Annotated in this window: 24 protein-coding genes and 1 tRNA gene; 14 read left to right on the plus strand and 11 right to left on the minus strand. The window is 51.7% G+C overall.

Annotation, left to right across the window (positions count from 1 at the left end; translation table 11 throughout):
• Positions 1-10: 10 nt before the first annotated feature.
• The 3 genes from HMJ29_RS07735 to HMJ29_RS07745 all read right to left on the minus strand — a co-directional run bounded on the left by HMJ29_RS07735 (position 11) and on the right by HMJ29_RS07745 (position 1,282).
• On the minus strand, positions 11-550 hold the full coding sequence (locus HMJ29_RS07735) for a pentapeptide repeat-containing protein (RefSeq protein WP_171590944.1): 540 nt from the start codon (positions 548-550) through the stop codon (positions 11-13).
• Positions 551-618: 68 nt separating this feature from the next.
• Complete coding sequence (locus tag HMJ29_RS07740; protein WP_171590945.1) at positions 619-813, minus strand: hypothetical protein; 195 nt, start codon at positions 811-813, stop codon at positions 619-621.
• Between the two features lie 82 nt (positions 814-895).
• Entirely contained in the window at positions 896-1,282 is a 387-nt protein-coding gene (locus tag HMJ29_RS07745; RefSeq protein ID WP_171590946.1) for a RidA family protein, read from the minus strand.
• 60 nt (positions 1,283-1,342) lie between these two features.
• Here HMJ29_RS07745 and HMJ29_RS07750 point away from each other — a divergent pair, with 60 nt between their 5' ends.
• Entirely contained in the window at positions 1,343-2,017 is a 675-nt protein-coding gene (locus HMJ29_RS07750) for a 3-hydroxyacyl-CoA dehydrogenase family protein (RefSeq protein ID WP_171590947.1), read from the plus strand.
• Positions 2,018-2,080: 63 nt separating this feature from the next.
• On the opposite strand, the gene glmS is transcribed toward HMJ29_RS07750, so the two are convergent.
• The 3 genes from glmS to HMJ29_RS07765 all read right to left on the minus strand — a co-directional run bounded on the left by glmS (position 2,081) and on the right by HMJ29_RS07765 (position 6,291).
• A complete protein-coding gene (glmS, locus tag HMJ29_RS07755) occupies positions 2,081-3,916 on the minus strand; it encodes a glutamine--fructose-6-phosphate transaminase (isomerizing) (RefSeq protein WP_171590948.1) in 1,836 nt (611 codons plus the stop codon).
• Positions 3,917-4,022: 106 nt separating this feature from the next.
• Positions 4,023-5,495 carry a DUF4270 family protein gene (locus HMJ29_RS07760; protein ID WP_171590949.1) on the minus strand — a complete coding sequence of 491 codons (1,473 nt, stop codon included), beginning with the start codon at positions 5,493-5,495 and terminating at the stop codon, positions 4,023-4,025.
• On the minus strand, positions 5,479-6,291 hold the full coding sequence (locus HMJ29_RS07765; RefSeq protein ID WP_135429788.1) for a glycogen/starch synthase: 813 nt from the start codon (positions 6,289-6,291) through the stop codon (positions 5,479-5,481). Before HMJ29_RS07765 ends, HMJ29_RS07760 begins: the two co-directional genes overlap by 17 nt.
• A gap of 119 nt (positions 6,292-6,410) precedes the next feature.
• Here HMJ29_RS07765 and panC point away from each other — a divergent pair, with 119 nt between their 5' ends.
• From panC to HMJ29_RS07800, 7 genes are all read left to right on the plus strand, one after another.
• Positions 6,411-7,262: a pantoate--beta-alanine ligase gene (panC, locus tag HMJ29_RS07770; protein ID WP_171590950.1), complete on the plus strand. Its 852-nt coding sequence runs from the start codon at positions 6,411-6,413 to the stop codon at positions 7,260-7,262.
• A gap of 73 nt (positions 7,263-7,335) precedes the next feature.
• Entirely contained in the window at positions 7,336-7,683 is a 348-nt protein-coding gene (panD, locus tag HMJ29_RS07775) for an aspartate 1-decarboxylase (protein ID WP_135429784.1), read from the plus strand.
• 60 nt (positions 7,684-7,743) lie between these two features.
• Positions 7,744-8,796 (plus strand): lysylphosphatidylglycerol synthase transmembrane domain-containing protein, encoded by a 1,053-nt coding sequence (locus tag HMJ29_RS07780; RefSeq protein WP_171590951.1) that lies wholly within the window; start codon positions 7,744-7,746, stop codon positions 8,794-8,796.
• Positions 8,786-9,271: a D-glycero-beta-D-manno-heptose 1-phosphate adenylyltransferase gene (gene rfaE2 / locus HMJ29_RS07785; RefSeq protein ID WP_171590952.1), complete on the plus strand. Its 486-nt coding sequence runs from the start codon at positions 8,786-8,788 to the stop codon at positions 9,269-9,271. The genes HMJ29_RS07780 and rfaE2 overlap by 11 nt, the downstream gene beginning before the upstream one ends.
• Before the next feature lie 12 nt (positions 9,272-9,283).
• On the plus strand, positions 9,284-9,979 hold the full coding sequence (locus HMJ29_RS07790) for a zinc metallopeptidase (protein ID WP_410780000.1): 696 nt from the start codon (positions 9,284-9,286) through the stop codon (positions 9,977-9,979).
• Between the two features lie 276 nt (positions 9,980-10,255).
• Positions 10,256-11,395, plus strand: a complete 1,140-nt coding sequence (locus HMJ29_RS07795) for an acyl-CoA dehydrogenase (protein WP_171590953.1) — start codon at positions 10,256-10,258, stop codon at positions 11,393-11,395.
• A gap of 157 nt (positions 11,396-11,552) precedes the next feature.
• The gene (locus HMJ29_RS07800; RefSeq protein WP_135429776.1) at positions 11,553-12,476 is read left to right on the plus strand and encodes a helix-turn-helix domain-containing protein; all 924 of its coding nucleotides are present in this window, start codon (positions 11,553-11,555) and stop codon (positions 12,474-12,476) included.
• A 75-nt stretch (positions 12,477-12,551) separates the two neighbouring features.
• Here the strand turns inward: HMJ29_RS07800 and HMJ29_RS07805 are convergent, their stop codons facing one another.
• Genes HMJ29_RS07805 through HMJ29_RS07815 form a run of 3 tightly spaced genes read right to left on the minus strand, consistent with a single transcriptional unit; the run spans position 12,552 to position 14,480 of the window.
• On the minus strand, positions 12,552-13,364 hold the full coding sequence (locus HMJ29_RS07805) for a phosphoglycerol geranylgeranyltransferase (protein ID WP_410780001.1): 813 nt from the start codon (positions 13,362-13,364) through the stop codon (positions 12,552-12,554).
• Positions 13,309-14,082: a hypothetical protein gene (locus HMJ29_RS07810; protein ID WP_171590954.1), complete on the minus strand. Its 774-nt coding sequence runs from the start codon at positions 14,080-14,082 to the stop codon at positions 13,309-13,311. The genes HMJ29_RS07805 and HMJ29_RS07810 overlap by 56 nt, the downstream gene beginning before the upstream one ends.
• A gap of 8 nt (positions 14,083-14,090) precedes the next feature.
• A complete protein-coding gene (locus HMJ29_RS07815) occupies positions 14,091-14,480 on the minus strand; it encodes a phage holin family protein (RefSeq protein WP_171590955.1) in 390 nt (129 codons plus the stop codon).
• Between the two features lie 30 nt (positions 14,481-14,510).
• Here HMJ29_RS07815 and HMJ29_RS07820 point away from each other — a divergent pair, with 30 nt between their 5' ends.
• Positions 14,511-15,929 carry a J domain-containing protein gene (locus HMJ29_RS07820; RefSeq protein ID WP_262922214.1) on the plus strand — a complete coding sequence of 473 codons (1,419 nt, stop codon included), beginning with the start codon at positions 14,511-14,513 and terminating at the stop codon, positions 15,927-15,929.
• Here HMJ29_RS07820 and nagB read toward each other — a convergent pair.
• The gene (gene nagB / locus HMJ29_RS07825) at positions 15,853-17,772 is read right to left on the minus strand and encodes a glucosamine-6-phosphate deaminase (RefSeq protein ID WP_171590957.1); all 1,920 of its coding nucleotides are present in this window, start codon (positions 17,770-17,772) and stop codon (positions 15,853-15,855) included. The genes HMJ29_RS07820 and nagB overlap by 77 nt on opposite strands.
• Before the next feature lie 422 nt (positions 17,773-18,194).
• Here nagB and HMJ29_RS07830 point away from each other — a divergent pair, with 422 nt between their 5' ends.
• Positions 18,195-18,563 carry a hypothetical protein gene (locus tag HMJ29_RS07830; RefSeq protein WP_171590958.1) on the plus strand — a complete coding sequence of 123 codons (369 nt, stop codon included), beginning with the start codon at positions 18,195-18,197 and terminating at the stop codon, positions 18,561-18,563.
• A 94-nt stretch (positions 18,564-18,657) separates the two neighbouring features.
• Here the strand turns inward: HMJ29_RS07830 and HMJ29_RS07835 are convergent.
• Positions 18,658-18,730 (minus strand) — tRNA-Phe (locus HMJ29_RS07835).
• A 167-nt stretch (positions 18,731-18,897) separates the two neighbouring features.
• Here HMJ29_RS07835 and HMJ29_RS07840 point away from each other — a divergent pair.
• The 4 genes from HMJ29_RS07840 to HMJ29_RS07855 all read left to right on the plus strand — a co-directional run bounded on the left by HMJ29_RS07840 (position 18,898) and on the right by HMJ29_RS07855 (position 23,926).
• Positions 18,898-20,301, plus strand: a complete 1,404-nt coding sequence (locus HMJ29_RS07840; protein ID WP_171590959.1) for a 4Fe-4S dicluster domain-containing protein — start codon at positions 18,898-18,900, stop codon at positions 20,299-20,301.
• 108 nt (positions 20,302-20,409) lie between these two features.
• Complete coding sequence (locus HMJ29_RS07845; RefSeq protein ID WP_171593285.1) at positions 20,410-21,264, plus strand: (Fe-S)-binding protein; 855 nt, start codon at positions 20,410-20,412, stop codon at positions 21,262-21,264.
• 140 nt (positions 21,265-21,404) lie between these two features.
• On the plus strand, positions 21,405-21,887 hold the full coding sequence (locus HMJ29_RS07850) for a hypothetical protein (protein ID WP_171590960.1): 483 nt from the start codon (positions 21,405-21,407) through the stop codon (positions 21,885-21,887).
• Positions 21,888-22,069: 182 nt separating this feature from the next.
• On the plus strand, positions 22,070-23,926 hold the full coding sequence (locus HMJ29_RS07855) for a CHU_0125 family OmpA-like outer membrane integrity protein (protein WP_253805670.1): 1,857 nt from the start codon (positions 22,070-22,072) through the stop codon (positions 23,924-23,926).
• Positions 23,927-24,251 lie beyond the last annotated feature (325 nt).

Genomic DNA, 24,251 nt, shown 5'->3' on the forward strand with positions numbered 1-24,251 from the left:
CGCTAGGCCACTATACTATAACCAGCTCATGCTTGCTCAGGAGCCCCGGCAGAGTAGCTAAGGCAAACCGGGCCTGCTTCAACTCATTAACTTCCGGGTCCAGCACCACGTGCCGCGCTGTTGTGAAGTCAGTGCCGGATAGGTTGGTTTGGTGAAAAACTGCGCCTTCCAGCTCACAGTCAGCAAATACGGCCTGCGTTAGATCAGCACGTCCAAACTCCACTTCCCGCAGAGAGCAATTGTTAAAGCGGGTGTTCGGCATCATCTTGCCCGCAAAAGACGCATAATCCAGTTGGCACTTGTCGAAATGCACACCAAATAGAAAGTCGCGGCAGGAGTGAAACTGTAGGCCTATTAGCTTGCAACCGTCAAAGGCCACATTTTGTAAGGCTACATTCCCGATACTGGCACCTGCCAAGTTGCAGTTCTCAAATAAGCAGTCGCTGAACACACGGTCTGCTAAATTGGCTTGGCTCAGATCGAAGTTGATGAAGTGGTATTGCTCGAACTCCTGGTGGCCTACCAGGTGTGGTGGAAGGGCTCGTTGCACTACCTGCTCAGCCGGGAAAAAACCGGGCTTTTGCAGTGCCTTTGCCGGTTTACGAGTTGAACGTCGCACTATTCTCGGTTCTTAAACGTCAGCCATAGCACCAGGCCTAACAGACTAATGCCAATCCGGATAATCCAGGCCACCGTATTGCCCCAGGTATGAATCCAATCTAGCAGGGGAAACCGAAAATTACTCGGCAGCAACAAGGGCGCTACCATAGCTATCAAGCCTGCCACAAATAAGAAGATGCCTAATTCTCTCATATGACTAATGGGTGCAGTGGTGAAAGATAAAGCTATGAAAAGCAGCTTCACCTTTCACCACTGCACCCATTTTACAAAGTGTTTACTGAACGGCGATGCAGGAAATTTCTACCTGCACGTCCTTCGGTAGGCGACTTACTTCTACGGTTTCACGGGCTGGAGCGTAGTCGGCTTCAAAGTAGCTGCCGTAGATTTCGTTGATGAGCCCGAAGTTGCCAAGGTCTTTCACAAAGATGCTGCACTTCACCACGTTGCGCAGCGTAAGGCCGGCGGCTTGCAGTACTGCTTGAATGTTGCGCATCACTTGATGGGTTTCCTGGGCCACATCACCTTCGCCAACGAGCTGACCCGAATTCGAGTCGAGGGCTATCTGGCCAGAAACATACACAGTATTACCGGCTTGAATAGCCTGGCTGTAAGGGCCAATGGGAGCAGGAGCTTGATCGGAATAAACAACAGTGTTTGCCATACGGGTGGAGTAAATGCAAAGAGAGAAAATCTATCTTAGGCCAAAGTAAGCGGAAAAATTATGCATCTGTTCATCGTTGGCGGCGAAGCCATAGAAGCCGAACTGCGCGCCAAGTTTGGCCTTGGTCACAGCTACGATTTTTGTGATGCCGCCGCTCCTGACTTGCTAACCCGCTTAGGTGCGGCCGATGTTGGGTTTGATCTGCGGGAGTGGCCAGAGTTGCATTACGAGCAGCCGCGGCAACCGTTATTCTATGCTACCGCCACCAAGAGCTTGTCCCAGCTTTTCCATAAAGAGGCTCCGCCCTTTGGGGCTGCGTTTGGAATTTGTGCATTGCCAACCTTACTGAACCGGGAGCATCTGGAGGTAAGCCTACTCCGCCCCGCGGATGCAGCGCCGCTTAAGGAACTGTGCGCCGCTCTAGGCACCAGCTTCAGCCTCATCCCCGACCGCGTAGGCCTGTTGTCGCCGCGTATGGTGTGCTTATTTATAAATGAGGCCTGCTACCTTCTCCAGACAGGAGCGGCTTCAATAAACGATCTTGAACGAACAATGCAACTACGGTTAGACCTAGAGATGGGGCCCTTCACCTGGGCCAATAAGATTGGTCTAGGCCACATCTATCAGCTACTGGAAGCGCTCTACCAAGACACTCATGAGGACCGCTATAAGCCCTGCCCGTTGCTAAAAACTATGTATTTAAGTGAACAGCAATTTGCGGTTGCAATTGAATAGGCCTAGAAACAAAAAAGCCGCTCCAGTTTGCTGAAGCGGCTTCTTGTATAGCACAGCAGCTAATTACTCTACCGTTACTGACTTTGCCAGGTTACGGGGCTGATCAACGTTGCAGCCACGCAGAACTGCAATGTGATACGAAAGCAACTGCAGCGGAACTACTGATACCAATGGCATCAGCACTTCGCTCGTAGCGGGTACTTCAATCACAAACTCGGCCATCTGCGGAATTACATCATCACCTTCAGTTACGATGGCAATAATGCGGCCCTTCCGGGCTTTCACCTCCTGAATGTTGCTTACCACCTTCTCGTAAGAGCTGTCCTTGGTAGCAATAACTACTACGGGCATATTCTCATCGATAAGGGCAATAGGGCCGTGCTTCATCTCAGCTGCTGGATACCCCTCAGCGTGGATGTAGCTGATCTCTTTCAGCTTCAGGGCGCCTTCCAGAGCAACCGGGAAGTTGTAACCCCGGCCGAGGTACAGGAAGTTTGGAACATCCTTGAAGATCTCAGCCATTTGCTCAATCTCGGTGTTAAGCAGGAGAGCCTTCTCCACCTTTGCCGGAATGTTGCTGAGTTCCATCATGAGCTCACGCAGCTTGGTATCGGAAAGCGTGCCGCGCTTGTGACCTACAATCATAGCCAGCAGCGTGAGCACCGTTACCTGCGCCGTAAACGCCTTGGTAGAAGCCACTCCAATTTCTGGTCCGGCGTGCGTATAAGCACCGGCATCTGTAGCTCGTGCAATGCTGCTACCCACCACGTTGCAAACGCCAAAAATGGTAGCGCCCTTGCTTTTCGCCAGCTCAATTGCGGCCAGCGTATCAGCCGTCTCACCCGACTGCGAAATGGCAATTACAATGTCGCGCTCCGTGATAATGGGGTTCCGGTAACGGAACTCCGAGGCGTACTCTACTTCAACCGGGATGCGGGCTAAGTCTTCCAGCAGATATTCTGCCACCAGGCCAGCATGCCAAGAAGTACCACAAGCCACAATAATAATGCGGTCAGCAGTTACAAACTTCCGCTCGTAAGCACGTACCCCGCCCATGTTTAAGTGGCCAGCTTCTAACTCCAAACGACCTCGCATAGAATCGAGAATTGAGCGGGGCTGCTCAAAAATCTCTTTCATCATGAAGTGCTCGTAGCCACCTTTCTCAATGCTGTCCAGCGCCATTTCCAGCTTCTGGATATAAGGCGTCTGTTGCACGTCTTCTTTCGTCCGAATATCGAGGTTGCCGTTTTTGATTACCGCAATTTCGTAGTCGTTGACGTAGATAACCTCATTGGTGTACTCAATGATAGGCGTGGCATCAGAAGCCAGGAAGAACTCATCCTGACCAACCCCGATAACAAGCGGTGAGCCTTTGCGGGCCGCAATCAGTTGGCCGGGCTCGTCTTTGCTAAGCACTACAATAGCGTAGGCGCCAACAACTTCGTGCAGAGCAAGGCGCACAGCCTCTTCCAGCGTGCATTTGTTCTGCTTCTGAATTTCTTCAATCAGGTTAACAAATACCTCGGTATCCGTATCTGAATGAAACTCATGGCCTTGCTGCTGCAGGTGCGTCTTCAGGGCCGCATAGTTCTCAATGATGCCATTATGGATGATGGCAATTCGCTCTGAAGAAGAGTAGTGTGGGTGTGCGTTTACATCGTTTGGCTCCCCGTGAGTAGCCCAACGCGTATGGCCCATGCCAATGTTGGCGTGCGTATTCTTGTCAGAAATGAAGGCCTCCAACTCGGCAACCTTTCCTTTCTTTTTGTATACGCTCAGTTGCCCGTTAAGCAACGCTACCCCGGCTGAATCATAACCACGGTATTCCAGGCGACGCAGGCCTTTTATAATGATGGGGCAGGCCTCACGGTGCCCAATGTAAGCGACAATTCCGCACATAGCTGGATGGTTGTGTCAGAGCAAAAGTTTTGAGAGAAACAAAATCGGGCGGCACTGGCAAAAGCCGTGCCGCCCTGTTTGTACCAGCGGGAAACCGCCAGCAATGTTATTTAAGCTGTGAAAAGTACACTCGGAGCTTGATGCCACTGGCATCTAGGGTAGTGCGGTTCAAAGTTAAGCTGGTATTGTTACGCAGGATAGGCGAAAGAATCAGGCCCGAGGGCAACTCGCCATTTAGCCGGTTGAGCAGGTAAGACTGCAGGTAGCTCGTGAGAGGTACTGTGTAGTACTGAGGCTCAGAATAGCTTGGGTATAAGAGTGCCGCTGCCGGAGAACCTACCGCGGTAGGTGCTACTACCCCGCTGCTATTTATTTCCTGCTGAATAAGGCGCTCATATTCGGTTGCTCCTACTATCCGGGTCAGGACTTGGTTCGTGGCGTTTACTTCCTGTAGGTACACATTGCTAGCGTACGGAAACAAGCCATTGGTGAACTGCTTAATCGGAATGCGAAGCTCCGCCAGACCAATATTTAACTGGCCATTGTTCTTCAGGTCATCGAGCCCCTGAAACTCAATACGAGTTCCTAAGCCTACACCTTCCTGCAAATACGTTTCGCCGCCGGTTGCGCTGGCGGGCACTTGCTGGAAGGGAGTGGCCAGGGCGGTGAGCGGCTGAATAAAGGCAGTGGATAGCTGAGTAAAGAACTTAGCGTCAGCAGGCAATTTGGCTGGGTTGTTACCAAAATACACCGCGTAGGCGTGCGGAATGCTGACAGTTTTTCCACTGGCTTTGCCATGGAAATAGAAGGCTAGCCGGGTGTCATAGTTTCGGCTGAAGCCTACTATGTTATCCTGGGTTTGACTATTGGAAGTCGGCAGCAGCGCTACGCCTTTTGCCACGGCATCTAAACGCGCCTGATCAAAGCCAGCCTCATTTAATGCAGCAAATACTGAGTTAGCAAAAGCAGCAGCTTGTGGGTAACGCAGCAGGCGCATCCGGATTACCCGATCCGGTACGCGTACTGTGCTACTATCAGTAGTGCTGCCCGCAATAGCCTGCCGAATAGATCTGTCGCGGTTCAAAACCCCCACAAAATCAGATACTAGCGTGCCACTGGTAGCTACCTCTGACTGGGAGTTGTATACCGTGCGCTCACCCAGTGGCTGCTGGAGTTGGAGCAAATCGAAGCGTAATGGTTTGGCTGCGGTACCATACACTTGGTCGAAACCCAGGCTGAGCACAACAGAATCCAGCTTGGTTTCGGTGTACTTAGAGGGCAGCGAATCTGAAGGCATGCCAAGTTGCAGGTTCAGAAACGACTTCGCCGTTGTAACACCAATTTTGGTGTCCTGCACTCGACCTACCAAAAAATGATCGGCCTTGATAGTTTCTACCGGCTGTTGCCGCACCGTATAAGCCGTAACAGCAAAATCGCGGTAGTTAGAATTGATAGGAGAGGTACCGGGTAGTTCAAGTCCTAGGTCATTGGCCTTTTCACAGGCAGTAGTGAGACCTAGTAAGGTACCAGATACGAGGGTAACCGACGCTAGTCGGATGGCGCTAGCTGGCCAGTTCATTATAGAGCGCGTAGTAAGAAGTAAGTAGGTTTTCATCGGCACCCACTTGTCCAATTTGTTTCTTCTCTGAGTACTCAGAGAACAGCGTGTTGAGGTTGTCGCTGAAGTCTTCATCAGACTTCACCACCGAGTCGGCGTACTCCATGCCTACTTTGATGAAGCCACCAAAGTCAGCCGATTTCAGTGCAGCCAGCATGTCATCCTCAATGTCGAGCATCTTTGCCTTCTCAATAATATCGCCATCAAACTTGTGGTCGAACTCATTATTGTAGATGGTAAAGACCGATTTAGCGTCCTTGAAAATCGGATCCTTCTTGTAGGTCGTTTTCAAGTACATAGGAATCAGGCCCGTCATCCAGTCATTGCAGTGCACAATATCTGGAGCCCAGCCTAGCTTCTTCACGGTTTCAAGTACACCTTTGCAGAAGAAGATAGCCCGCTCATCGTTATCAGAGTGGAACTTGTCGTTCTTGTCTACTAACACCGATTTGCGGTGAAAATAATCTTCGTTATCAATGAAGTATACCTGTAGCTTCGCGTTCGGAATGGAAGCCACTTTAATGATAAGGGGCTTCTCATCTTCTCCTACCGCGATGTTGATGCCGGACAGGCGAACAACCTCGTGAAGGCGATTTTTACGTTCATTGATGATGCCGAAGCGGGGTACGAAAATGCGAATTTCCATCCCCATCTCCTGCATTCCCTGCGGCAAGCGCCGCAAAAACTCCGCTACCTTGGTGGTCTGCAAAAACGGGTTGATTTCCGTGGCAGCATAGAGTATTCTCAACTTGGACATACGGGGTCAGTTGGTGTGAATGGGAGAGGGCAACACTTTGGGATGCACAAAATTAAACATTTTTGAGGGAATTTTCAACTAAACACACCTGCCGGTATTCTGGTAGGCCTCTTCTTTCTATGCAGATACTGCAAACGGCTGCGGCGTTGCAAGCTCAAACAGAAACCTGGCGCCGCGAAGGCCAACGCATTGGGTTGGTCCCCACAATGGGGGCGTTGCATGAGGGGCACTTACAGTTAGTGCGCGCCGCTGCCCAGCACTGCGACGTGGTGATAGTCAGTATTTTCGTGAACCCAACGCAGTTCAATAATCCCGATGATTACCGCCTGTACCCGCGGCTGCCCGAGGCAGATGCTGAGCTGCTGGGTCCAGCCGGATGTACGGCTTTATTCCTGCCCACCGTAGAAGAAATGTACCCTAGGCCGGCGGTGCTGCATTTTGACTTTGGAAGCCTTGAGCGGGTGATGGAAGGAGCGCAACGGCCCGGGCACTTTAATGGTGTAGCAACGGTGGTGAGCAAGCTGTTTCATTTGTGCCGGCCGCACCGCGCGTACTTTGGGCAAAAAGATTTTCAGCAGGTAGCTATTGTACGCCAGCTTGTGCAGGATCTGTCATTTGACTTGGAGCTGATAGCCTATCCAACCATCCGGGAGGCAGATGGCCTGGCCATGTCTTCTCGCAACCGACGGCTAACCTCTGAGGCCCGGGCGGTGGCCCCGGTTCTCTACCAAGCCTTGCAGCAAGCAGAGCAGTTAGTGCATGAGCACGCCGCGCCTGATGCCGTACGCACAGCCGCTACTGCCATGCTCGGCCAGCAGCCAAGTGTTACGCTAGAGTACTTTGAAGTAGCCGATGCAGTAACGCTCCAGCCCGTAACGGAATGGCAGCCCGGGCAGGAGGTAGCATTGTGCTTGGCGGCCCAGATAGGAGGGGTGCGGCTGATTGATAACATAGTAGCAAAAGTGGCTTAGCCCCAGACGAACCGGCGGGCTTCAGGTAGGGTTTCCTATCTTTGTAGCCTTCTTTTTCATCCGCCTATATCTCATGCACATAGAGGTTCTGAAGTCTAAAATCCACCGCGTAAAGGTTACGCAGGCGGAGCTGCACTACGTTGGTAGCATCACTATTGATGAAGACCTTCTGGATGCGGCCAACATGGTAGAGAACGAAAAAGTAACCATTGTTAACATTAACAATGGTGAGCGTTTTGAAACGTATACCATTCGGGGAGAGCGTGGCTCTGGCATGATTTGTTTGAACGGGCCTGCGGCACGCCGCGTCGCGGTTGGCGACATTATCATTATTATCTCCTATGGTCTCGTTGATTTTGCGGAGGCTCGGGCACACAAGCCCACCATCATTTTTCCGGATCAGCATAACCGCCTGGGCTAACGCCTAACGGACGGCTAGGCCACTCTTGGTATTGGTCACGGGCTCCTTATCTACTACTACGTGAAGCACCTTCTCACCGCTCTTAAATATGCCTTGTTGTTAGCCGTTTCTGGGCTGCTCATGTGGTACGCTATGCAAGGGCAGAACCTGGAGCGAATCGGAGCCTCTATCCGGGAGGCAAACTACTCCTGGTTGGTGCTTACCATGCTGCTGTCGGTACTGGGGTACCTCAGTCGGGCCTACCGGTGGAAAATGCAGCTCAACCCCACTGGCTACAAAGTGCCCTTCTGGGACGTATACCACGCCATGATGGTAGGGTACCTGGCTAACCTGGTGTTACCGCGAATGGGGGAAGTAATTCGGTGCTCCGTGCTGCGGCGTACTAATGGCGTGCCCGTGCAGGTGGCCTTGGGTACCGTAGTAACGGAACGGGTAATTGATGTGCTGGTACTGCTAGGCCTATTAGGCTCCACGCTGCTGCTTGACTTCAACACCTTCTGGATTTTTGTCACGGATAAGCTGCTTGGCGGGCGTTACGACTCATTGGCCCGCAACCGCACTCCACTGCTGATTGCAGGTGCCATAGCGCTGGTGCTGTTAGTGGTGGCGGCCTATACTTTGTTCCGCAATTTGGAGCGGCTCCGGCAGAACGCGTTCTTTAATAAGGCAATAGTTTTTCTGAAAGGCCTGCTAGCGGGCGTGTTCAGTGTTCTGAAGCTGGAGAATAAGGGCTTGTTCCTGTTTCACACCTTCTTTACATGGGCAGTCTATTATTTAATGGATTACCTTGCCTTCTTCTGCTTTCCGGCTACCTATAATCTGGATATGCGGGCGGGCTTAGCTGTGCTCACGTTTGGTGCCTTTGGCATGGCAGCCCCGGTGGCCGGTGGCATTGGGCCTTTCCACGTTATGGTGCAGAGCATTCTACTGGCCTACGGTATCAGTAAAGATGCGGGTATTGCATACGCACTGGTGGTGCATGGCTCCCAAACCTTGCTGGTGATATTAATGGGAGGCATCAGCTTTGCCGCAAGCATGATTAAATCTGGCCGTGTAGCCCGCCAGGCCGGGGTCGTAAAAGCAGCGGTAGCTGTTCCTGCCAATGTGGAGTAAAGACAAAATCCTGACTCTGGAAGCACTACTGCCCGTAGTGGCCGGCTGGAAAGCGGAGCAGCAGCGTGTGGTATTCACCAATGGCTGCTTTGATTTGCTACACTTAGGGCATGTTGATTATCTGGAGAAGGCCCGCCACCTGGGCCACCGGCTGGTAGTGGGGCTCAATACCGATGCTTCGGTGAGCTGCCTCAAGCCCGGTAGGCCACTGCAAGACGAAGTGTCACGTGCCAGGGTGTTGGCCTCGCTTTTGTTTGTGGATGCGGTAGTACTCTTCAATGAGCAAACGCCGTTGACCCTGATTGAAGCCGTTCTGCCCGACATTCTGGTGAAGGGTGATGACTACGCAATCAGTGGAATTGTGGGACACGAAGTGGTGTTACAAAACGGCGGGCAAGTCCTGACCGTACCACTGGTAGCCGGCTACAGCACAACGCGCATTGTTGAGCGTATCCAGGCGCATCTCACTCCATAAGCCCTTTCCACCATGTATTATCCAATGAATCCGGCCTACATCATCGTAATTATTACGATGATTGCAAGTTGGCTCATTCAGCGTCGCTTGCAAAGCAAGTTTGAGCGCTACTCGCAAGTAGGTCTGCAGTCTAACCTGTCGGGCAAGCAAATTGCCGAGCTTATGCTCGCTGACCATGGTATCAACGATGTTCGGGTAATTTCAACGCCTGGCCGTCTTACCGACCACTATAACCCGGCCGATAAAACGGTAAACCTGAGCGAAGCGGTGTACGCTGATCGCTCAGCCGCCGCTGCCGCCGTAGCGGCCCACGAGTGTGGTCATGCCGTGCAGCATGCTACTGCTTATGCGGCGCTGCAGTTCCGCTCGGCTATGGTGCCGGCCCTGAGTGCAGTGTCGAAGTTCATGCCCATTCTGCTGTTTGCAGGGGTATTTATGTTGAACAGTACTCCGTTGCCCCTAACAATTGGAGTAGGCCTGTTTGCATTAACCACCTTGTTCAGCTTTGTAACCTTGCCGGTTGAGTTTGATGCCTCTAAGCGGGCCCTGGCCTGGATTGACCGTCGCGGTATTGTAACAACGCAGGAACATGCTATGGCTAAAGACGCGCTTAAATGGGCGGCCTTGACTTATGTAGTTGCGGCGCTGGGCTCGTTGGCCACACTGCTCTATTACGCATCCTTCCTGATGGGTCGTCGTCGTGATTAACGCGAGGACTTTAGAGGGCTTTTTAGCACCGCTCCGTACTCCGGAGCGGTGTTTTTATTTGCTAGGCCTGTAAAGTGCCATAATACTTGGCTTAAATCAGCTTAAAGAAGCTTACAGGAAACAAAAAGTCGGCGCTTTCCCTTATCAGGATGGCAACTAGAAAAAAAACAGGGCTTCTATGCTATCTGCCAACTCAGTCGCGTAATTTTGAGGGTTGTTAGCGAATTTGCGCTATGCTTCCCGAAGATTTTTCCCACCCCACCCCACTTTTACCACATGGATTTTCAGCTCACTGAAGAACAATTAGCCGTTCAGGCTGCTGCTCGCGACTTCGCTCAAACCGAGTTATGGAATGGCGTTATTGAACGCGACGAGCACCAGAAGTTTCCCGCCGAGCAAATCAAGAAAATGGGTGAGCTGGGCTTCATGGGTATGATGGTGAGCCCTGAGTACGGCGGCGGCGGTATGGATACCGTCAGCTACGTGCTGGCTATGGAGGAAATCTCCAAGGTAGATGCTTCCTGCTCCGTTATTATGTCGGTAAACAATTCCTTAGTATGCTGGGGATTAGAAAAATATGGCACCGAGGAGCAAAAGCAGAAGTACCTGACCAAGCTAGCCACCGGTGAAATCATTGGAGCATTCTGCCTTTCGGAGCCAGAAGCTGGCTCCGATGCCACTATGCAACGTACTACCGCCGAAGATAAAGGCGACCATTACCTGATTAACGGTACCAAAAACTGGATTACCAACGGCTCATCGGCCTCGGTATACATTGTTATTGCTCAAACCAACCCTGAGCTCAAGCACCGTGGCATCAATGCCATCATTGTAGAAAAGGACACTCCTGGTTTTGTAGTAGGCCTGAAAGAGAACAAACTGGGTATACGTGGCTCCGACACGCACTCCCTCATGTTTACGGATGTGAAAGTGCCCAAGGAGAACCGTATCGGTGAAGATGGCTTCGGGTTTAAGTTTGCAATGCAAGTGCTGGCTGGTGGCCGTATCGGTATTGCTTCCCAGGCGCTGGGTATAGCCTCCGGGGCCTATGAACTCTCCGTGAAGTATGCCAAGGAGCGTAAAGCTTTCGGCGTACCCATTTCACAACACCAAGCTATCCAGTTTAAGCTGGCAGATATGGCTACTAACATTGACGCTGCCCGCTTACTGTGCTTGCAGGCTGCTAATGACAAGGATGCCCACCAAGACTATGCAAAGTCCGGGGCCATGGCCAAGCTGTTTGCTTCTAAAGTAGCCATGGACACAGCTGTGGAGGCCGTGCAGGTGCATGGTGGCTACGGTTTCGTGAAGGAGTTTCATGTAGAGCGCATGATGCGGGATGCTAAAATCACCCAGATTTATGAGGGAACTTCTGAGATTCAGAAAATTGTAATCTCTCGGGAAATCCTAAAGTAGGATTTAGAGTTGCCTAAAAGTCAGAATCATTGCATTAAACCCAGCCAAAAAAAGGCTGGGTTTTTCTTTTTGTGAATTTTTATATGTTATTTTGCATTACATAAGTCGGAGGTGCTATTTCTCCGGCGCACTTACGTAACACAGTCACTCGCTGCAGATGGAAGATTATAACAAAGTGATAGAGTCGCTGGGTGTTCGTTACATCAAAGCGAAAAACCTAGTGTTGCAACAGCCGTTTACGGTGCGCAATTACTATGATGTGGGCAATAACCTTATTCTACTGCACAAAGGGCGTATTACCTTCGGCGATGAAGAGCAGGTGGTAGAGGAGGGGGAGATGCTGTTTATTCCAGGAGGGCGCGCCACGAAAGTATCCTATGGCGAGACTTCTTCGAAGAGCATCACAAATGATGACCTGATCAGTAATAAAGACAAGTTTTTCCATTCCAATACTGATCTGGACCTGATTGGGGATGCGGAGGAGAGCCACAGCCATGTGAGCTTTGAAGCTAAAGTATTTGACTCCGTTAACTTCTTTGCTTCGCTAGACGTACCAGCTTTCCTGATTACAGGTAACTCTAAACTGGCTAACCTGATCATCAAGGTAGTAGAAGAAAGCCTGCAGGAACTGCCTGGTCGTGAGCGTCTTATCACTATCTACACCGAGAATATCGTGGTGGAGATTGTGCGCTACATCTTGAAAAACAAGATGTTTGTGGAGCAGTTGGCTACCAACAGCACTTACTTCAAAGATCCACGCCTCATTGATCTGTTCAACTACATTAAGGAGAACATCGGCGGCGATTTGTCAAACAAGGTTCTCTCGGGCGTTGCTAACGTAAGCGAGGACTACGTAGGCCAGTACTTCAAAATGCTGACGGGTATCAACCCACAGGATTATATTGAGTACCAGCGCATGGAGCGGGCCGTATTCTTACTCCGCACTACCAAGAAGAGCATCCGCGATATTGGTAAAGAGGTTGGTTACAAGGACACCGCGTACTTCTGCCGCCGCTTCAAAATGATGTTTGGTATTCCCGCTGGCAAAATGCGCCGTCGTGAATCCGCTATGAATATCTAGGTAGCCGCTAGGCCACTCTAACTGAAAAAGGCCGTGCTTATGCACGGCCTTTTTCAGTTAGAGTGGCCTGTAAAATTATTGAAGCTCGGGGTTGACGTTCCGGACCTTGTTGAAGCTATGCACTGCTTTAGAAACCTCTCCTAAAAACTCAGGAGCTTTCTCAATCTGGTTGCCAATAACAATAACATCGGCTCCGGCTGCTAATATAGTATATGCCTTTTCTACGGTGTTAATGCCCCCACCAACTATAAGTGGCACATCAGTGGCTTGCCGTACGGCTCTTACCATAGCAGCTGATACTGGGTACATGGCCCCGCTACCACCATCGAGGTACATTAGCCGTAGGCCTAACTGCTCACCGGCCATCGCAGTGCAAGCTGCAATAGCGGGCTTATCAAATGGCAGGGGGGTAGTACCGCTCATATAGCTGGCGGTAGTCTGCCTGCCGGTATCTACCAGCATGTAGCCAGTAGGCAGAATCTGCAAGTTGCTTTGGCGCAGTAAGGGCGCAGCAATAACGTGCTGGCCAATCAAAAAATCGGGGTTGCGGCCCGAAATCAACGACAGCAGCAAAATCCCGTCGGCTTGCTCGTCGAGGTGTAGGCTGTTGCTGGGAAAAAGCAACACTGGTATCCTCGATCGGCTTTTGATGAAACGAATGAGGGCAGCCTGGTGAGAACTCATCACCAAGCTGCCGCCCATAAAAAAGTAATCGACCGGATGTTGTTCGCTGAGCTCCAGAATGTGCCGGCAGCTATCCTGATCTAAGTTATCGGGATCAAGTAAAACGGCCAGCGACTTCTGGCCGTGTTGGCGGCGGTTGGTCAGGGCTTCATAGAGACTGGTGAGGCGCATCCGCGTCGTCGTCGTGGTAAGTAAACTCAACATCCCGGGTCTCGGGCTCCGTGTGGTAGCCGTTAGTGGGAGTTGCAAGGTCGGGATTTTTAAGCACAGGCAAATACTCGCTGGCTTTCTTTGCCACATAAGCCATTAGCACTGCCGAGGCCTGCGCCACTAACATCTTACCCGTATCTGATTGCAGGAATGATTTAAAGGCCGAAGCAACTACCGAAGAGGCTTCCGACCCAAGATCCTGATCTTCCGGCTCATGCTGATACGCTTGAATTGGAGCATTGCTAGGGTGGGATGCGTAGTTTACGGGCGCAAACGGGTCAGTATCGGTGTGGTAAACATCCGGAGCAATATGGGCGCGCTCATGCGTCTGACCACGATCATACTGATGACGACCAGCTCCAAAGCCCAGGTCGTCGGCAGAGGCAATATCAACACCTGTAGCGGTTGAGGGGCGTTGCAGGCGGGCGGCGCTGCCCCGCAAGCGGCGGGCAGAGGAGGTATCAGCTAATGCCTTTTGCTGCCGGCGCTTCTTCTTGGTGGGGCCTAGCTCTTTTTTCTTGCTCCCAAATGCCTTCGACAGCAGCCAAATGCCACCGAGTACACCAGCACCCATGGCAGCATACTTACCTATGGTCTGGGTTTTGGCTTTAATTTCTTCAACGTCACCCTTCAGGGCACGCTCGTATTCAAGTTTCTGGCGCTCCAGAAACTCCTTTTCGTCCTCAAACAGCGGGTTGTGCAGATCAGCCATATAGTGGGTTAAGCTTGGCGTTTGTCGGATTTATAAATGGTGTTGTCGAGCAGCTTGTCAGCCAACCCCTGAAACATCTTTTTGTCGACTCCTACTATGAAGATGATTAGCACAAGCAGATAAAAGGCCGCTACAATGCCAAAACCCCAGTAAGAGCTATCCAATACGTCGTTTAGTAGTAAGGCAATAAAGAGGTTCAGAAATAGAAAGAACAGCAGCCCAATAGTAGCCATGGCTACACCGTGCATGGTACCCACGAAAGCGTGCTTTACTTTCTCCTGGGTTTCTAAGCGCACTAAATCAATACGCGTATCGAGGTAGCCCATCAGGTTACCCAGCATGTTATCGGTGCGGGGTGTTTTGGTGGTGTCGTCGTCGTCAGTGGAGAAGAGGCCCATACGATAGATGAGAGAATTGAATAGGGAACAATGTTACGGGAGCAAACGTCAGAAAGTAGAAACAGGCCTACATTTCAGGGAGCTTCTACATACGGAAAAGCATGCGTAGTGTCTGAAAATTACCGTACTTTTACTATATATTGTCGCATTTTGAGCCAGAGTCATTACCAGGTTTTAGGAGTGCCAACTACCGCCTCGGCTAGTGAGATTAAGTTGGCTTACAAGAAGTTAGCTATACGCTACCATCCGGATAAGCACGGGGGCAATACCCTGTATGAGGACTTATTTAAGGCAGTAGCGGCGGCATACCATGTATTAGGGGAGCCCAAGCGGCGCGCTCAATATGATTATCAGCTGCAGGCAGCCGCCCGCCGCGCCGAAGAGCAGCGGCGCCAGCAACAGTACCGTAATCAAACCCAGCACCTGTACGGAGTGCCTATGCCTCCGCCCGCCCCCCTCCGAACCCGCCGCCCGGCCGGTGCAGCAGAGCGCTACTACCAGCGTATCCCGCGGAAGAAAGTGAAGTTCACCCGGCGCGACTACTGGGTGATTGGAGCGCTGCTGCTGGGCTTGATTCTGTTTATTCTGTCAGTAAAGGTGACCATTGACCATGTCACGGCCGTCAGCAATTACGATGATGGCATTGAGGCTTACGCGCATGGAGAGTGGAGTGCTGCTCACAGCTTTTTCACTGAAACACTTTACCTAAAACCACAGCATGCACGAGCATTACAGCGACGCGGTGAAATTCTGCAGCTTATCTACCATGAGTACGGTAATGCCCGCCATGACTACCGTGTGGCTTTAGAGGTTGCTTCTGAGGTGCCTCAGCGGGCTATGCTGTGGTGGCGGCTAGGCCAGTGCCAAGCCGCGCTACAACAGCCAGACTCAGCGCAGTGGGCCTTCACGCAGGCTCTGGCTCTAGACTCTACTTTGGCCGGAGCCCGGCTGGGTAGGGGCGAGGACTTGTTATTTGAGCAGCGCCGGTATGCCGGCGCCATCCAGGATTTTAGTGCTGGCCTACGCCATACCAAAAAACCTAAGTTGGTAACCCGCTTACTGCTTTTTCGGGGGCTGGCCCAGTATAAGCTCAAAGACTTTGGCGCCGCTCGCGCCGATTACTGGCAGGTTTTGACCCTGACGCCACGTAGCGGACAAGTATACTTCCTGCTAGGCCGGGTAGCCCAGCAGGAAGGTGCCTTATCCGATGCATGTGAGTTTTTTCGGCGGGCTGTGGTACAAGGCTACACGTTTGCTGAAACCATACGGCAAGCAACGTGTACCTCAGTTGATTCAGCCGCCACAAAGCCGGTTAGGCGGCGCAAACGCGCAACTATTACCCTTGTGCAAAACCCAGATACGCTGTCTCCACTCAAAAGTGCCAACGTACAAAGGCTTCCAGCGCCTCGTATTCCGGCAGACCCAGAAGATCATATAGTTGCGCCGTAGTACGGTTGCGGTCCTCGGCCCGCTGCCAGAACTCCCGTTGGTCGGCTCCCGGGAATAAGGGTCTATCTTTCTGCGACTGGTGCTTGAAGATGGCCCGACGCTTACGGGTAAGCTCCTGCGGAGAAAGCGGAACGGCCATTTCAATCTGGTCGATATCCCATTCCTGCCAGGCGCCCCGGTAAAGCCACAGCCAGCAGTCAGTGAGCCAGGGGGTATGCTGTGCTTTCAACCGGTGGAGAGCCTCAAACACCGCTGCCAAACACACCCGGTGGGTGCCGTGTGGGTCTGATAGGTCGCCGGCGGCATAAATCTGTTGAGGGGCTATTTTGTGGAGAAGGTCTATGGTAAGCCGGATGTCCTCCTCGCCAATGGGCTTCTTCCTGACTCGCCCGGTTTCGTAGAAGGGCAGGTCCATGAAGTGCACGTTTTCGTCCGGAATTCCCGCGTAGCGGCAGGCGCTTTTTGCTTCGCCGCGCCGGATAAGCCCTTTAATCTGTTGTACTTCTTCTGAGTCAACCTGCCCCGGCGCTTTATTGCGCAGAAACTCAGTTACGCGGCGGTACAGGTTTTCGGCTGGCTGTTCATCCAGCCGAAAAGCTTCGTCATAGTCGGCTACAAACTCAGCAAACCGAATGGCCTCATCGTCGAACACCGCAATGTTGCCGCTTGTTTGGTAGGCCACGTGCACCTCATGGCCTTGGTCTACTAGGCGTAGCAACGTGCCACCCATGGATATTACATCGTCATCGGGGTGCGGAGAAAATATAAGTACTCGCTTGGGGAAAGGAGAAGCCCGCTCAGGGCGGCTTGAGTCATCAGCATTTGGTTTACCCCCGGGCCACCCCGTAATAGTGCGCTGCAATTCGTTGAATACTTTGATGTTCAATTCGTAGGCCAGTCCTGACTCCGCTAGCAGCTCCGACAGGCCATGCTCATTGTACTCCTGGTCCGTAAGTTTCAGAATTGGTTTCTGCAGCTTACGGGCAAGCCACGTCACTGCTTTTCTGCGGTTGGTACCGTTCTGCCAGTTGAGAGTAGTGCCAACCAGCCAAGGGCTTTTTATGCGCGTGAGCTCGGCGCCGGCGGCCTGGTCTAGCACCACCTGCACGTTTGGATGTTTCTGCAGGTACGTTGCCGGCACCGAATCCGTCATTTCACCCTCCACCATCCGCTTTACTACGGCAGCCTTGCCCTCGCCCCAGGCAAGTAGCACAATCTGGCGCGCTTCCAGAATAGTACCTACCCCCATCGTAATGGCTCGGCGTGGCACATTTTCCTCCCCGTAAAAGTCAGAGGCCGCGTCGGTGCGGGTAATGTGGTCTAGAGTAATCAGTCGGGTACGAGAGTTGGCGCCTGAGCCTGGCTCATTAAAGCCGATATGCCCGGTTCGGCCAATGCCCAGAATTTGCAGGTCAATGCCACCGGCCGCCCTTATTTGGGCTTCGTACTGCTGGCAGAACTCCGCTACTCTTTCCTGAGGTATAGTGCCATCCGGAATATGGATCTGCGCCGCTGGTATATCAAGGTGGTCAAACAAGTACTCGTGCATAAACCGCACGTAACTTTGCAGTGAATCTGGCGGCATCGGGAAATACTCATCCAGATTAAACGTAATCACGTGCCGGAAGCTCAGCCCTTCCTCGCGGTGTAGCCGCACTAGCTCTTCATACAGCCGGGTAGGAGTAGACCCCGTTGCTAGGCCTAGCACGCATGAGCGCTGCTCGGCGGCTCGCTGTGAAATAAGCTGGGCTATTTGCCGGGCTACCGCGATGGAGGCCTGTTCAGAATCGGGGTAGAGCGTGGTGGGAAGCCGCTCAGCGAGGTGGGGGTCTAAGGCAGTCATACCAGTTTTCCTAGATGAAGCTTCATCTTACTAGAAAAATGTGGCCTAGCCAAGAAATAACTGGGGTTGATAAGTAAATAGTGGCCTACTGCTCCACCTCGAGCGTGGTAGTAGAGCCCTCAGGCAAATAAAGTCGTGCTGAACGTTGGAAGTATAATAACAGTGCCTAGCCAAGCAAAAGGCCATTTACTAGTAGTAAACCTAACTAGATATGGTATAGTCACTGGAAAACAGGTAAATGCATGCTAATAACTATTATAATAATCTGTAAATCAAATTGTTGAAGCCGTGTAAATAGTTGTGAATGATGGAGCGCTGATGTCACAATACTTGGTTGTTTGTCCTTTCGAAGCGGTAGTCAAAACATGATATTGTAAAACCTAATGCCTCTGCGCAGACGGAACTCTATTTCTCTGCACTTCATGGTCTTTTCTACTCTCAAAGACTCCTACCTCCAAAAACTTGGTTTTGTCAGGCTGTCTTTATATCGTTCCTGGGATTATCCGGTAGCTGCTCCGGAGGCTGAATTTGCCCCCGTATCCGATATGCGCTATCAGCATCGGCTGGTTGGCCGCGATGGCACCCGGCTATACGCCTGCTCCTGGATTCATGAGCCAGGGTACATGCTCACTACGGCTCAACATATATCATCACTGACTCATGTAGTAGCTGAGTTAGATAGCGATGATGTAGTAGTGCTGCAGCAGCATATTGAGGCGTTCTTTATGATGCACGGGGGCAGCACCCTACCACTTGGCCCCGAGGAACGACCACAACTAACGCTTTCTTAAAGAATAGCGTACAACTAGCCTAAGGCTCTGAGCAGGAGCTTATCAGTGGCCTGAAAATAAAAAAGCCCTTTGCAGTACGCAAAGGGCTTTTTTGTGGTAATGGTTGGAATCGAACCAACGACACCAGCATTTTCAGTGCTGTGCTCTACCAACTGAGCTACATTACCAGCTCTGGGTGCCCCCTAAGGCCGTTGTAACCGTTGGGGAGCACAAAAGTAGTAAAGCAAAATCAACCTGCAATACTTCGGCAAAAAAAATCTTTCCGGGGATTTTTCCGTAATTTGTTATGCATACCGAGTATATTTCGGACTGAACCCCAAACCTACCCTATCCCGTGCACTTTTCCATCCAAAACATTCTCTTCCTGCTAGTCGCAGTGGCGGGCTTCGGCCTGTTCGCGTGGCAAGTCCGGAAGATACAAGCCAACATCTTGGTCGGGCGCGACCGGGATATGAGCGGTAATGTAAACGAGCGTCTCTCAAAAACCCTGCTTGTTGCCTTTGGACAGCAGAAAATGTTCAAGCGCCTAACGCCGGCTATTCTTCACCTGATTGTATACGTAGGTTTCATTGTTATCAACATTGAAGTCATCGAAATTCTTATTGACGGTCTGTTTGGCACTCATCGGGTGCTGCAGTTCCTAGGCCCTTTGTATTCGGCGCTTACCGGCACCAATGAGATTCTTGGTGCACTGGTAATAGTGGCAGTAGCTGCTTTCTGGTGGCGTCGCAACGTGAAAGGGGTGCGTCGGTTTTCCGGGCCTGAAATGCGCGCTTGGTCTAAGCTAGATGCCAACGTCATTCTGTATGTGGAGGTGATTCTGATGGCCGCTTTGTTCACCATGAACGCCGCCGATCTAAAGCTACACCAAGTAGAAGGCCGCACATTGCCCGGAGCATTCCCAATTAGCAGCCTGCTTACTGGTATCTTCCCAGATAATACTACAGCACTAGAAGTGTTAGAGCGCATAGGATGGTGGGCACACATCGTAGGTATCCTGCTCTTCCTGAACTATCTGCCCAGCAGCAAGCACTTTCACATCATCATGGCTTTCCCCAACGTGTATTATTCGCGTCTGGTACCGCAGGGGCAGTTCTCCAATGTAGAAAGTATTACCCATGAGGTGAAAGCCATGATGGACCCGAGCTACGAGGTGCCGGCTCCAGCCGTAGGCCCCGATGGTTCTGCTGCCGCACCCACGCCGTTCGGAGCCAAAGATGTAGACGACCTCGCCTGGACTAACCTGCTCAACGCGTACTCCTGCACCGAGTGTGGCCGTTGTACCTCCGTATGTCCGGCTAACCTAACGGGCAAGCTGCTTTCGCCGCGCAAAATCATCATGGATACCCGCGACCGGATGGAGGAGAAGTACAACTCGCCCCTCATCTTCAATCCTAACCTCTATGGTAAGGAAGCAAAGCACGATACCCAGGAGCAGCTAGATGCCGAAAACCATACCCTACTCCGTGGCTATGTAACCCCGGAGGAACTATGGGCCTGCACTACCTGTAACGCTTGCGTAGAAGCTTGCCCCGTCAACATTAATCCTCTGGAGAGCATCGTAGAGATGCGTCGCTTCCTAGTGTTAGAGGAGTCAGCGGCGCCTAACTCCCTTAACGTGATGTTCAGCAACATAGAAAACAACGGTGCCCCGTGGGCTTTCTCGCCTTCTGACCGCTTTAACTGGGCCGATGACTTGTATGTGGCTGATAAGGCTACTACTCCCCTTGCTGGCTAGGCCACCCAAACAGGCCTAAAAAGCTCTACTTAACTTCACCCCCCCGATTTCTACATTCCCACTCATATGGCTGAGCAAACTGCCAAGCGTCCTGTATCTGTTCCACTAATGGCCGATCTGGCAGCGAAGGGAGAAACCCCTGAAGTGCTGTTCTGGGTTGGTTGCGCCGGCGCCTTCGATGACCGCTACAAGCGCGTTACCCGGGCCTTCGTTCGCATTCTGGAGCATGTAGGCGTTAATTACGCTGTACTAGGCATGGAGGAGAGCTGCACCGGCGACCCTGCCAAGCGGGCCGGTAATGAATTCCTGTTTCAGATGCAGGCCATGCAAAATATTACTACTCTTAATGGCTATGGCATCAAGAAAGTAGTTACGGCTTGCCCTCACTGCTTCAACACCATCAAAAATGAGTACCCAGCGCTTGGGGGAGAGTATGAGGTAATTCACCACAGCACTTTCTTGCAGCAGCTTATTAACGAAGGCAAGGTAAAGGCTGAGGGGGGAGAGTCCTTTAAAGGCCGCCGCATTACCTTCCACGATTCCTGCTACCTGGGGCGCGCTAATAACATCTACGAAGCCCCCCGGGCTGTGCTGGAAGTATTAGATGCCGACCTGCTGGAGATGAAGCGCTGCAAAACCAACGGCTTGTGCTGCGGTGCTGGTGGTGCTCAGATGTGGAAAGAGCCTGAGCCTGGCAAGAAAGACATTAACATTGAACGGGCAGAAGAGGCCCTGGCGACGCTCGATGGAAACGCCGATGTGCTCCTGAATCTGCAGGGCGTTGAAAGCACAGCTCCTGTGCTGCCAGCGGGTTCTAACCGTAACGGTAGCGTTATTGCGGTGGCTTGCCCTTTCTGCATGACCATGATGGCCGATGGCGTTAAGAACAAAGAGCGGGAGTCAGATGTGCAGGTATTTGACCTCGCCGAACTCATTGCTTCTGCGGAGGGCCTGAACGCTTAAATCCGACGCCACTTAAGTCATTAAAATTGTCTTTTGTAAGCAGCCTCGCCGGAACTTCTGGGCGAGGCTGTTTCTTTTACAAGAAAATACGATGGCCCAACGTTACTGGTAGGCCAGTTGCTCTCCTGGAAATTCAAAGTATGTACGTTCCTTTCAATCAGTTACCCGCTTCAGCGCGCTTATGGATCTACCAGGCTAACCGGCCGCTTACGGAATCGGAGATAGCCGCTATGCAGCCAGTGCTGCGTCAGTTTGCCGAAGAATGGACCAGTCACGGCCGTTCCCTGCAGGCTTCGGCCGAAATCTTGCATCAGCAGTTCCTGGTGATAGGCCTAGATGAGGCGGTAGCCGACGCCAGTGGTTGCTCAATTGATGCTTCCGTTCGGTTTGTGCGCGCTATGGAGGAGCAGCTAGGTGTCTCGCTCTTGGAGAAAAGCCAACTAGCCTTTTTGCTTGATGAGCAGGTGCAGTTACTTGACCGTCGAGAGCTACGGGCAGCAGTTGCAGAGGGGCGTTTGTCTCCTGACACCTTATACTTCGATAACACCATTGGCCGCCACGAGCAACTTCAGACTGCCTGGCCTACGCCGGCTGCGGCCTCATGGCTGAGCCGGTATTTCTAACTCTGCGTACAAAACCCCAGGGCCCCGCAAAAGTCCTACCTAAACTTAGTATTATTAGCACCACGTTGGCCAACTAAGGGCCAGCGGGCCCACTCCTCCTCCCGCATATGAGAACTTTTATCCTAGTATGTGCTGCCGCTGGCTCAGCTGCTTTCTTCGGCGGATGCGCGGCATCAGGCAGTATGAGTAAAGCAGATAAGCGCTTTGCCCGTGGTGAATATGAAACGGCCATTGCGCTCTACAAAGCTGATGTAGCCAAGGGCAAGAACGTAGCTCAGTCTAACTATCGGGTAGGAGAATCCTACCGGCTTTCAAACAGAATTGATCAGGCTGAGGGCTACTACAAAGCGGCTCTTGATGGAGGCGTAAAAGCAACGGATGCAGCCTTCTATTATGCTGAGGCACTAAAGGCGAGTGGCAAATTTGATGAAGCTGCTACTCGGTTTGATTCTTATGCCCAGAACGGCACCAATCGTACCCTGGCGGCTCGCGCAGAGCAGGAGGCTAAAAATGCGCGTGCTTCTACCGCAGTAGTAGCCATGCGTACCAACAGTGAGGTAACGGCACTCGACCAGGTCAATACGCCTTCTGCAGAGTTTAGCGCCACCATTCTGCCTGAAACCAAAGAATTAATCTTTGCTTCGGGGCGGGAAGGTAAAGTGTACAAAGGCAACGGCGAAGGGTTCAATGACCTCTATGCTGTTAAGTTTGATGATGCGGATAAAATGACCGGCGGTACCGTTCGTAAGTTGGAGCCCATCTTTAACTCCGACGATAAGCACGAAGCCAGTGCTACTTACACACCCGATGGCAAAATGATGGTATTCGCCCGGTCAAACAATGGTTCTAAGAAAGGGTATCTGAGCGTTGACCTCTGGGTGGCCTACAATAAAAATGGTACCTGGACCGAGCCTGAAATTCTTCGGGTAGTAAACAGCAGTACTGCCGATGACTTTGCGCCCTCATTTGCGCCTGACGGCAAAACGCTGTACTTCACTTCTACCCGCAAGGGCGGACAAGGCGGCAACGACCTATACAAGTCCACTATGGAAACTCCAGGTAGGTTTTCTCCGCCCGAAAACCTCGGTGAACAAATCAATACCGCTGGCAACGAAAACTTCCCGGCCATTGCCCCCGACGGAACTCTGTATTTCTCCTCCGACGGGCACCCTGGCCTAGGCAAGCTTGATATCTTTAAAGTCGAGAAAGGAAAAGTAGTTAACCTTGGAGCTCCTATTAACAGCTCCGGCGACGACTTTGCCCCGTTCTTTACGGGCAACAAAACCGGTGTGATGTCCTCAAACCGGGCAGGTGGCAAAGGCTCCGATGATCTATATCGCTTCCGGGAGAGCATCATCAAACTAGTCGCCTTCTTTGCCGATGGCACGCTGGTAGAACGCAACGATAAAACTGGGGAGACTCTCCCTGTATCCAGCGAAACAGTAACGCTATATAACGCTCGTGGCCAAAAACTGCAGGACGTTACCACTGGCCCCGATGGCAAATTCAGCTTCAAGCTAGATACCGCTGCGGCTAATTATGCCCTTATCGCAAACCGACAGGGATACTTCACCGCCCGAAACTCCATTAGCACCATTGGGCGCAAACCCGCTCAGGAGGCGCTTCCTGATCCAATGAATGAGATACGGATACCCGTAACTCTTACACTCACTAAGATTGTCAAGAACAAGGCTATTGTTGTAGAGAACATCTTCTACGACTTCGACAAAGCAGATATCCGTCCGGATGCGGCAGTAGAGCTGGATAAGCTAGTCGAGACGCTCAACGACAATCCTAAGATTACTATTGAGCTAAGTTCTCACACTGACTCCCGCGGTAAGGATGCCTATAACCAAGTGCTATCCCAGAAGCGGGCACAATCGGCCGTAGATTATATCATCTCCAAGGGAATCAGTAAGGACCGCATTACAGCGCGTGGTTATGGTGAGTCACAACCCGTAATTAAGAATGCGAAGACGGAAGAAGAATTCCAGAAGAACCGTCGCACAGAATTCAAGGTGACTAAGATTGCTGAGTAAGCTTGATCGAGTCAACTGAAAAAAAGCCCCAGTATAAAATATACTGGGGCTTTTTTTGATACTCTATCAGCTGGCAGCTTTACTTCTTGCAGTCATTTGATGGGGTAAAGCCTTTCTGTATCTCAGGGTGTAGACCACTTTTAACATACGGTCAGAAATCACAGCCGAAATATTCAAGAAATGGCATAATCCTTGGCGTAATAGAGGTAGAGGAGCGAACAGGTTGCTTCTCTTTTTCTGCTACTGCCATGAAGAAGGCACTACTATTATGCACTAGCTTGCTCCTCTTACTAACGAGTGGCCTACAAGCGGCCCCCGCAAACGC

This window comes from Hymenobacter taeanensis, assembly GCF_013137895.1.
Classification (GTDB): domain Bacteria; phylum Bacteroidota; class Bacteroidia; order Cytophagales; family Hymenobacteraceae; genus Hymenobacter; species Hymenobacter taeanensis.

Bases quoted from the DNA above. Each gene is read 5' to 3' on its own strand.
- HMJ29_RS07800 (WP_135429776.1), top strand. From the start codon at position 11,553: ATGGAAGATTATAACAAAGTGATAGAGTCGCTGGGTGTTCGTTACATC.
- HMJ29_RS07760 (WP_171590949.1), bottom strand. From the start codon at position 5,495: ATGAACTGGCCAGCTAGCGCCATCCGACTAGCGTCGGTTACCCTCGTA.
- glmS (WP_171590948.1), bottom strand. From the start codon at position 3,916: ATGTGCGGAATTGTCGCTTACATTGGGCACCGTGAGGCCTGCCCCATC.
- rfaE2 (WP_171590952.1), top strand. From the start codon at position 8,786: ATGTGGAGTAAAGACAAAATCCTGACTCTGGAAGCACTACTGCCCGTA.
- HMJ29_RS07820 (WP_262922214.1), top strand. From the start codon at position 14,511: ATGTTACGGGAGCAAACGTCAGAAAGTAGAAACAGGCCTACATTTCAG.
- HMJ29_RS07855 (WP_253805670.1), top strand. From the start codon at position 22,070: ATGAGTAAAGCAGATAAGCGCTTTGCCCGTGGTGAATATGAAACGGCC.
- HMJ29_RS07765 (WP_135429788.1), bottom strand. From the start codon at position 6,291: ATGTCCAAGTTGAGAATACTCTATGCTGCCACGGAAATCAACCCGTTT.
- panC (WP_171590950.1), top strand. From the start codon at position 6,411: ATGCAGATACTGCAAACGGCTGCGGCGTTGCAAGCTCAAACAGAAACC.
- nagB (WP_171590957.1), bottom strand. From the start codon at position 17,772: ATGACTGCCTTAGACCCCCACCTCGCTGAGCGGCTTCCCACCACGCTC.
- HMJ29_RS07845 (WP_171593285.1), top strand. From the start codon at position 20,410: ATGGCCGATCTGGCAGCGAAGGGAGAAACCCCTGAAGTGCTGTTCTGG.
- HMJ29_RS07805 (WP_410780001.1), bottom strand. From the start codon at position 13,364: ATGTTGAGTTTACTTACCACGACGACGACGCGGATGCGCCTCACCAGT.
- HMJ29_RS07850 (WP_171590960.1), top strand. From the start codon at position 21,405: ATGTACGTTCCTTTCAATCAGTTACCCGCTTCAGCGCGCTTATGGATC.
- HMJ29_RS07795 (WP_171590953.1), top strand. From the start codon at position 10,256: ATGGATTTTCAGCTCACTGAAGAACAATTAGCCGTTCAGGCTGCTGCT.
- HMJ29_RS07750 (WP_171590947.1), top strand. From the start codon at position 1,343: ATGCATCTGTTCATCGTTGGCGGCGAAGCCATAGAAGCCGAACTGCGC.
- HMJ29_RS07740 (WP_171590945.1), bottom strand. From the start codon at position 813: ATGAGAGAATTAGGCATCTTCTTATTTGTGGCAGGCTTGATAGCTATG.
- panD (WP_135429784.1), top strand. From the start codon at position 7,336: ATGCACATAGAGGTTCTGAAGTCTAAAATCCACCGCGTAAAGGTTACG.
- HMJ29_RS07810 (WP_171590954.1), bottom strand. From the start codon at position 14,082: ATGGCTGATCTGCACAACCCGCTGTTTGAGGACGAAAAGGAGTTTCTG.
- HMJ29_RS07790 (WP_410780000.1), top strand. From the start codon at position 9,284: ATGTATTATCCAATGAATCCGGCCTACATCATCGTAATTATTACGATG.
- HMJ29_RS07830 (WP_171590958.1), top strand. From the start codon at position 18,195: ATGGTCTTTTCTACTCTCAAAGACTCCTACCTCCAAAAACTTGGTTTT.
- HMJ29_RS07815 (WP_171590955.1), bottom strand. From the start codon at position 14,480: ATGGGCCTCTTCTCCACTGACGACGACGACACCACCAAAACACCCCGC.
- HMJ29_RS07745 (WP_171590946.1), bottom strand. From the start codon at position 1,282: ATGGCAAACACTGTTGTTTATTCCGATCAAGCTCCTGCTCCCATTGGC.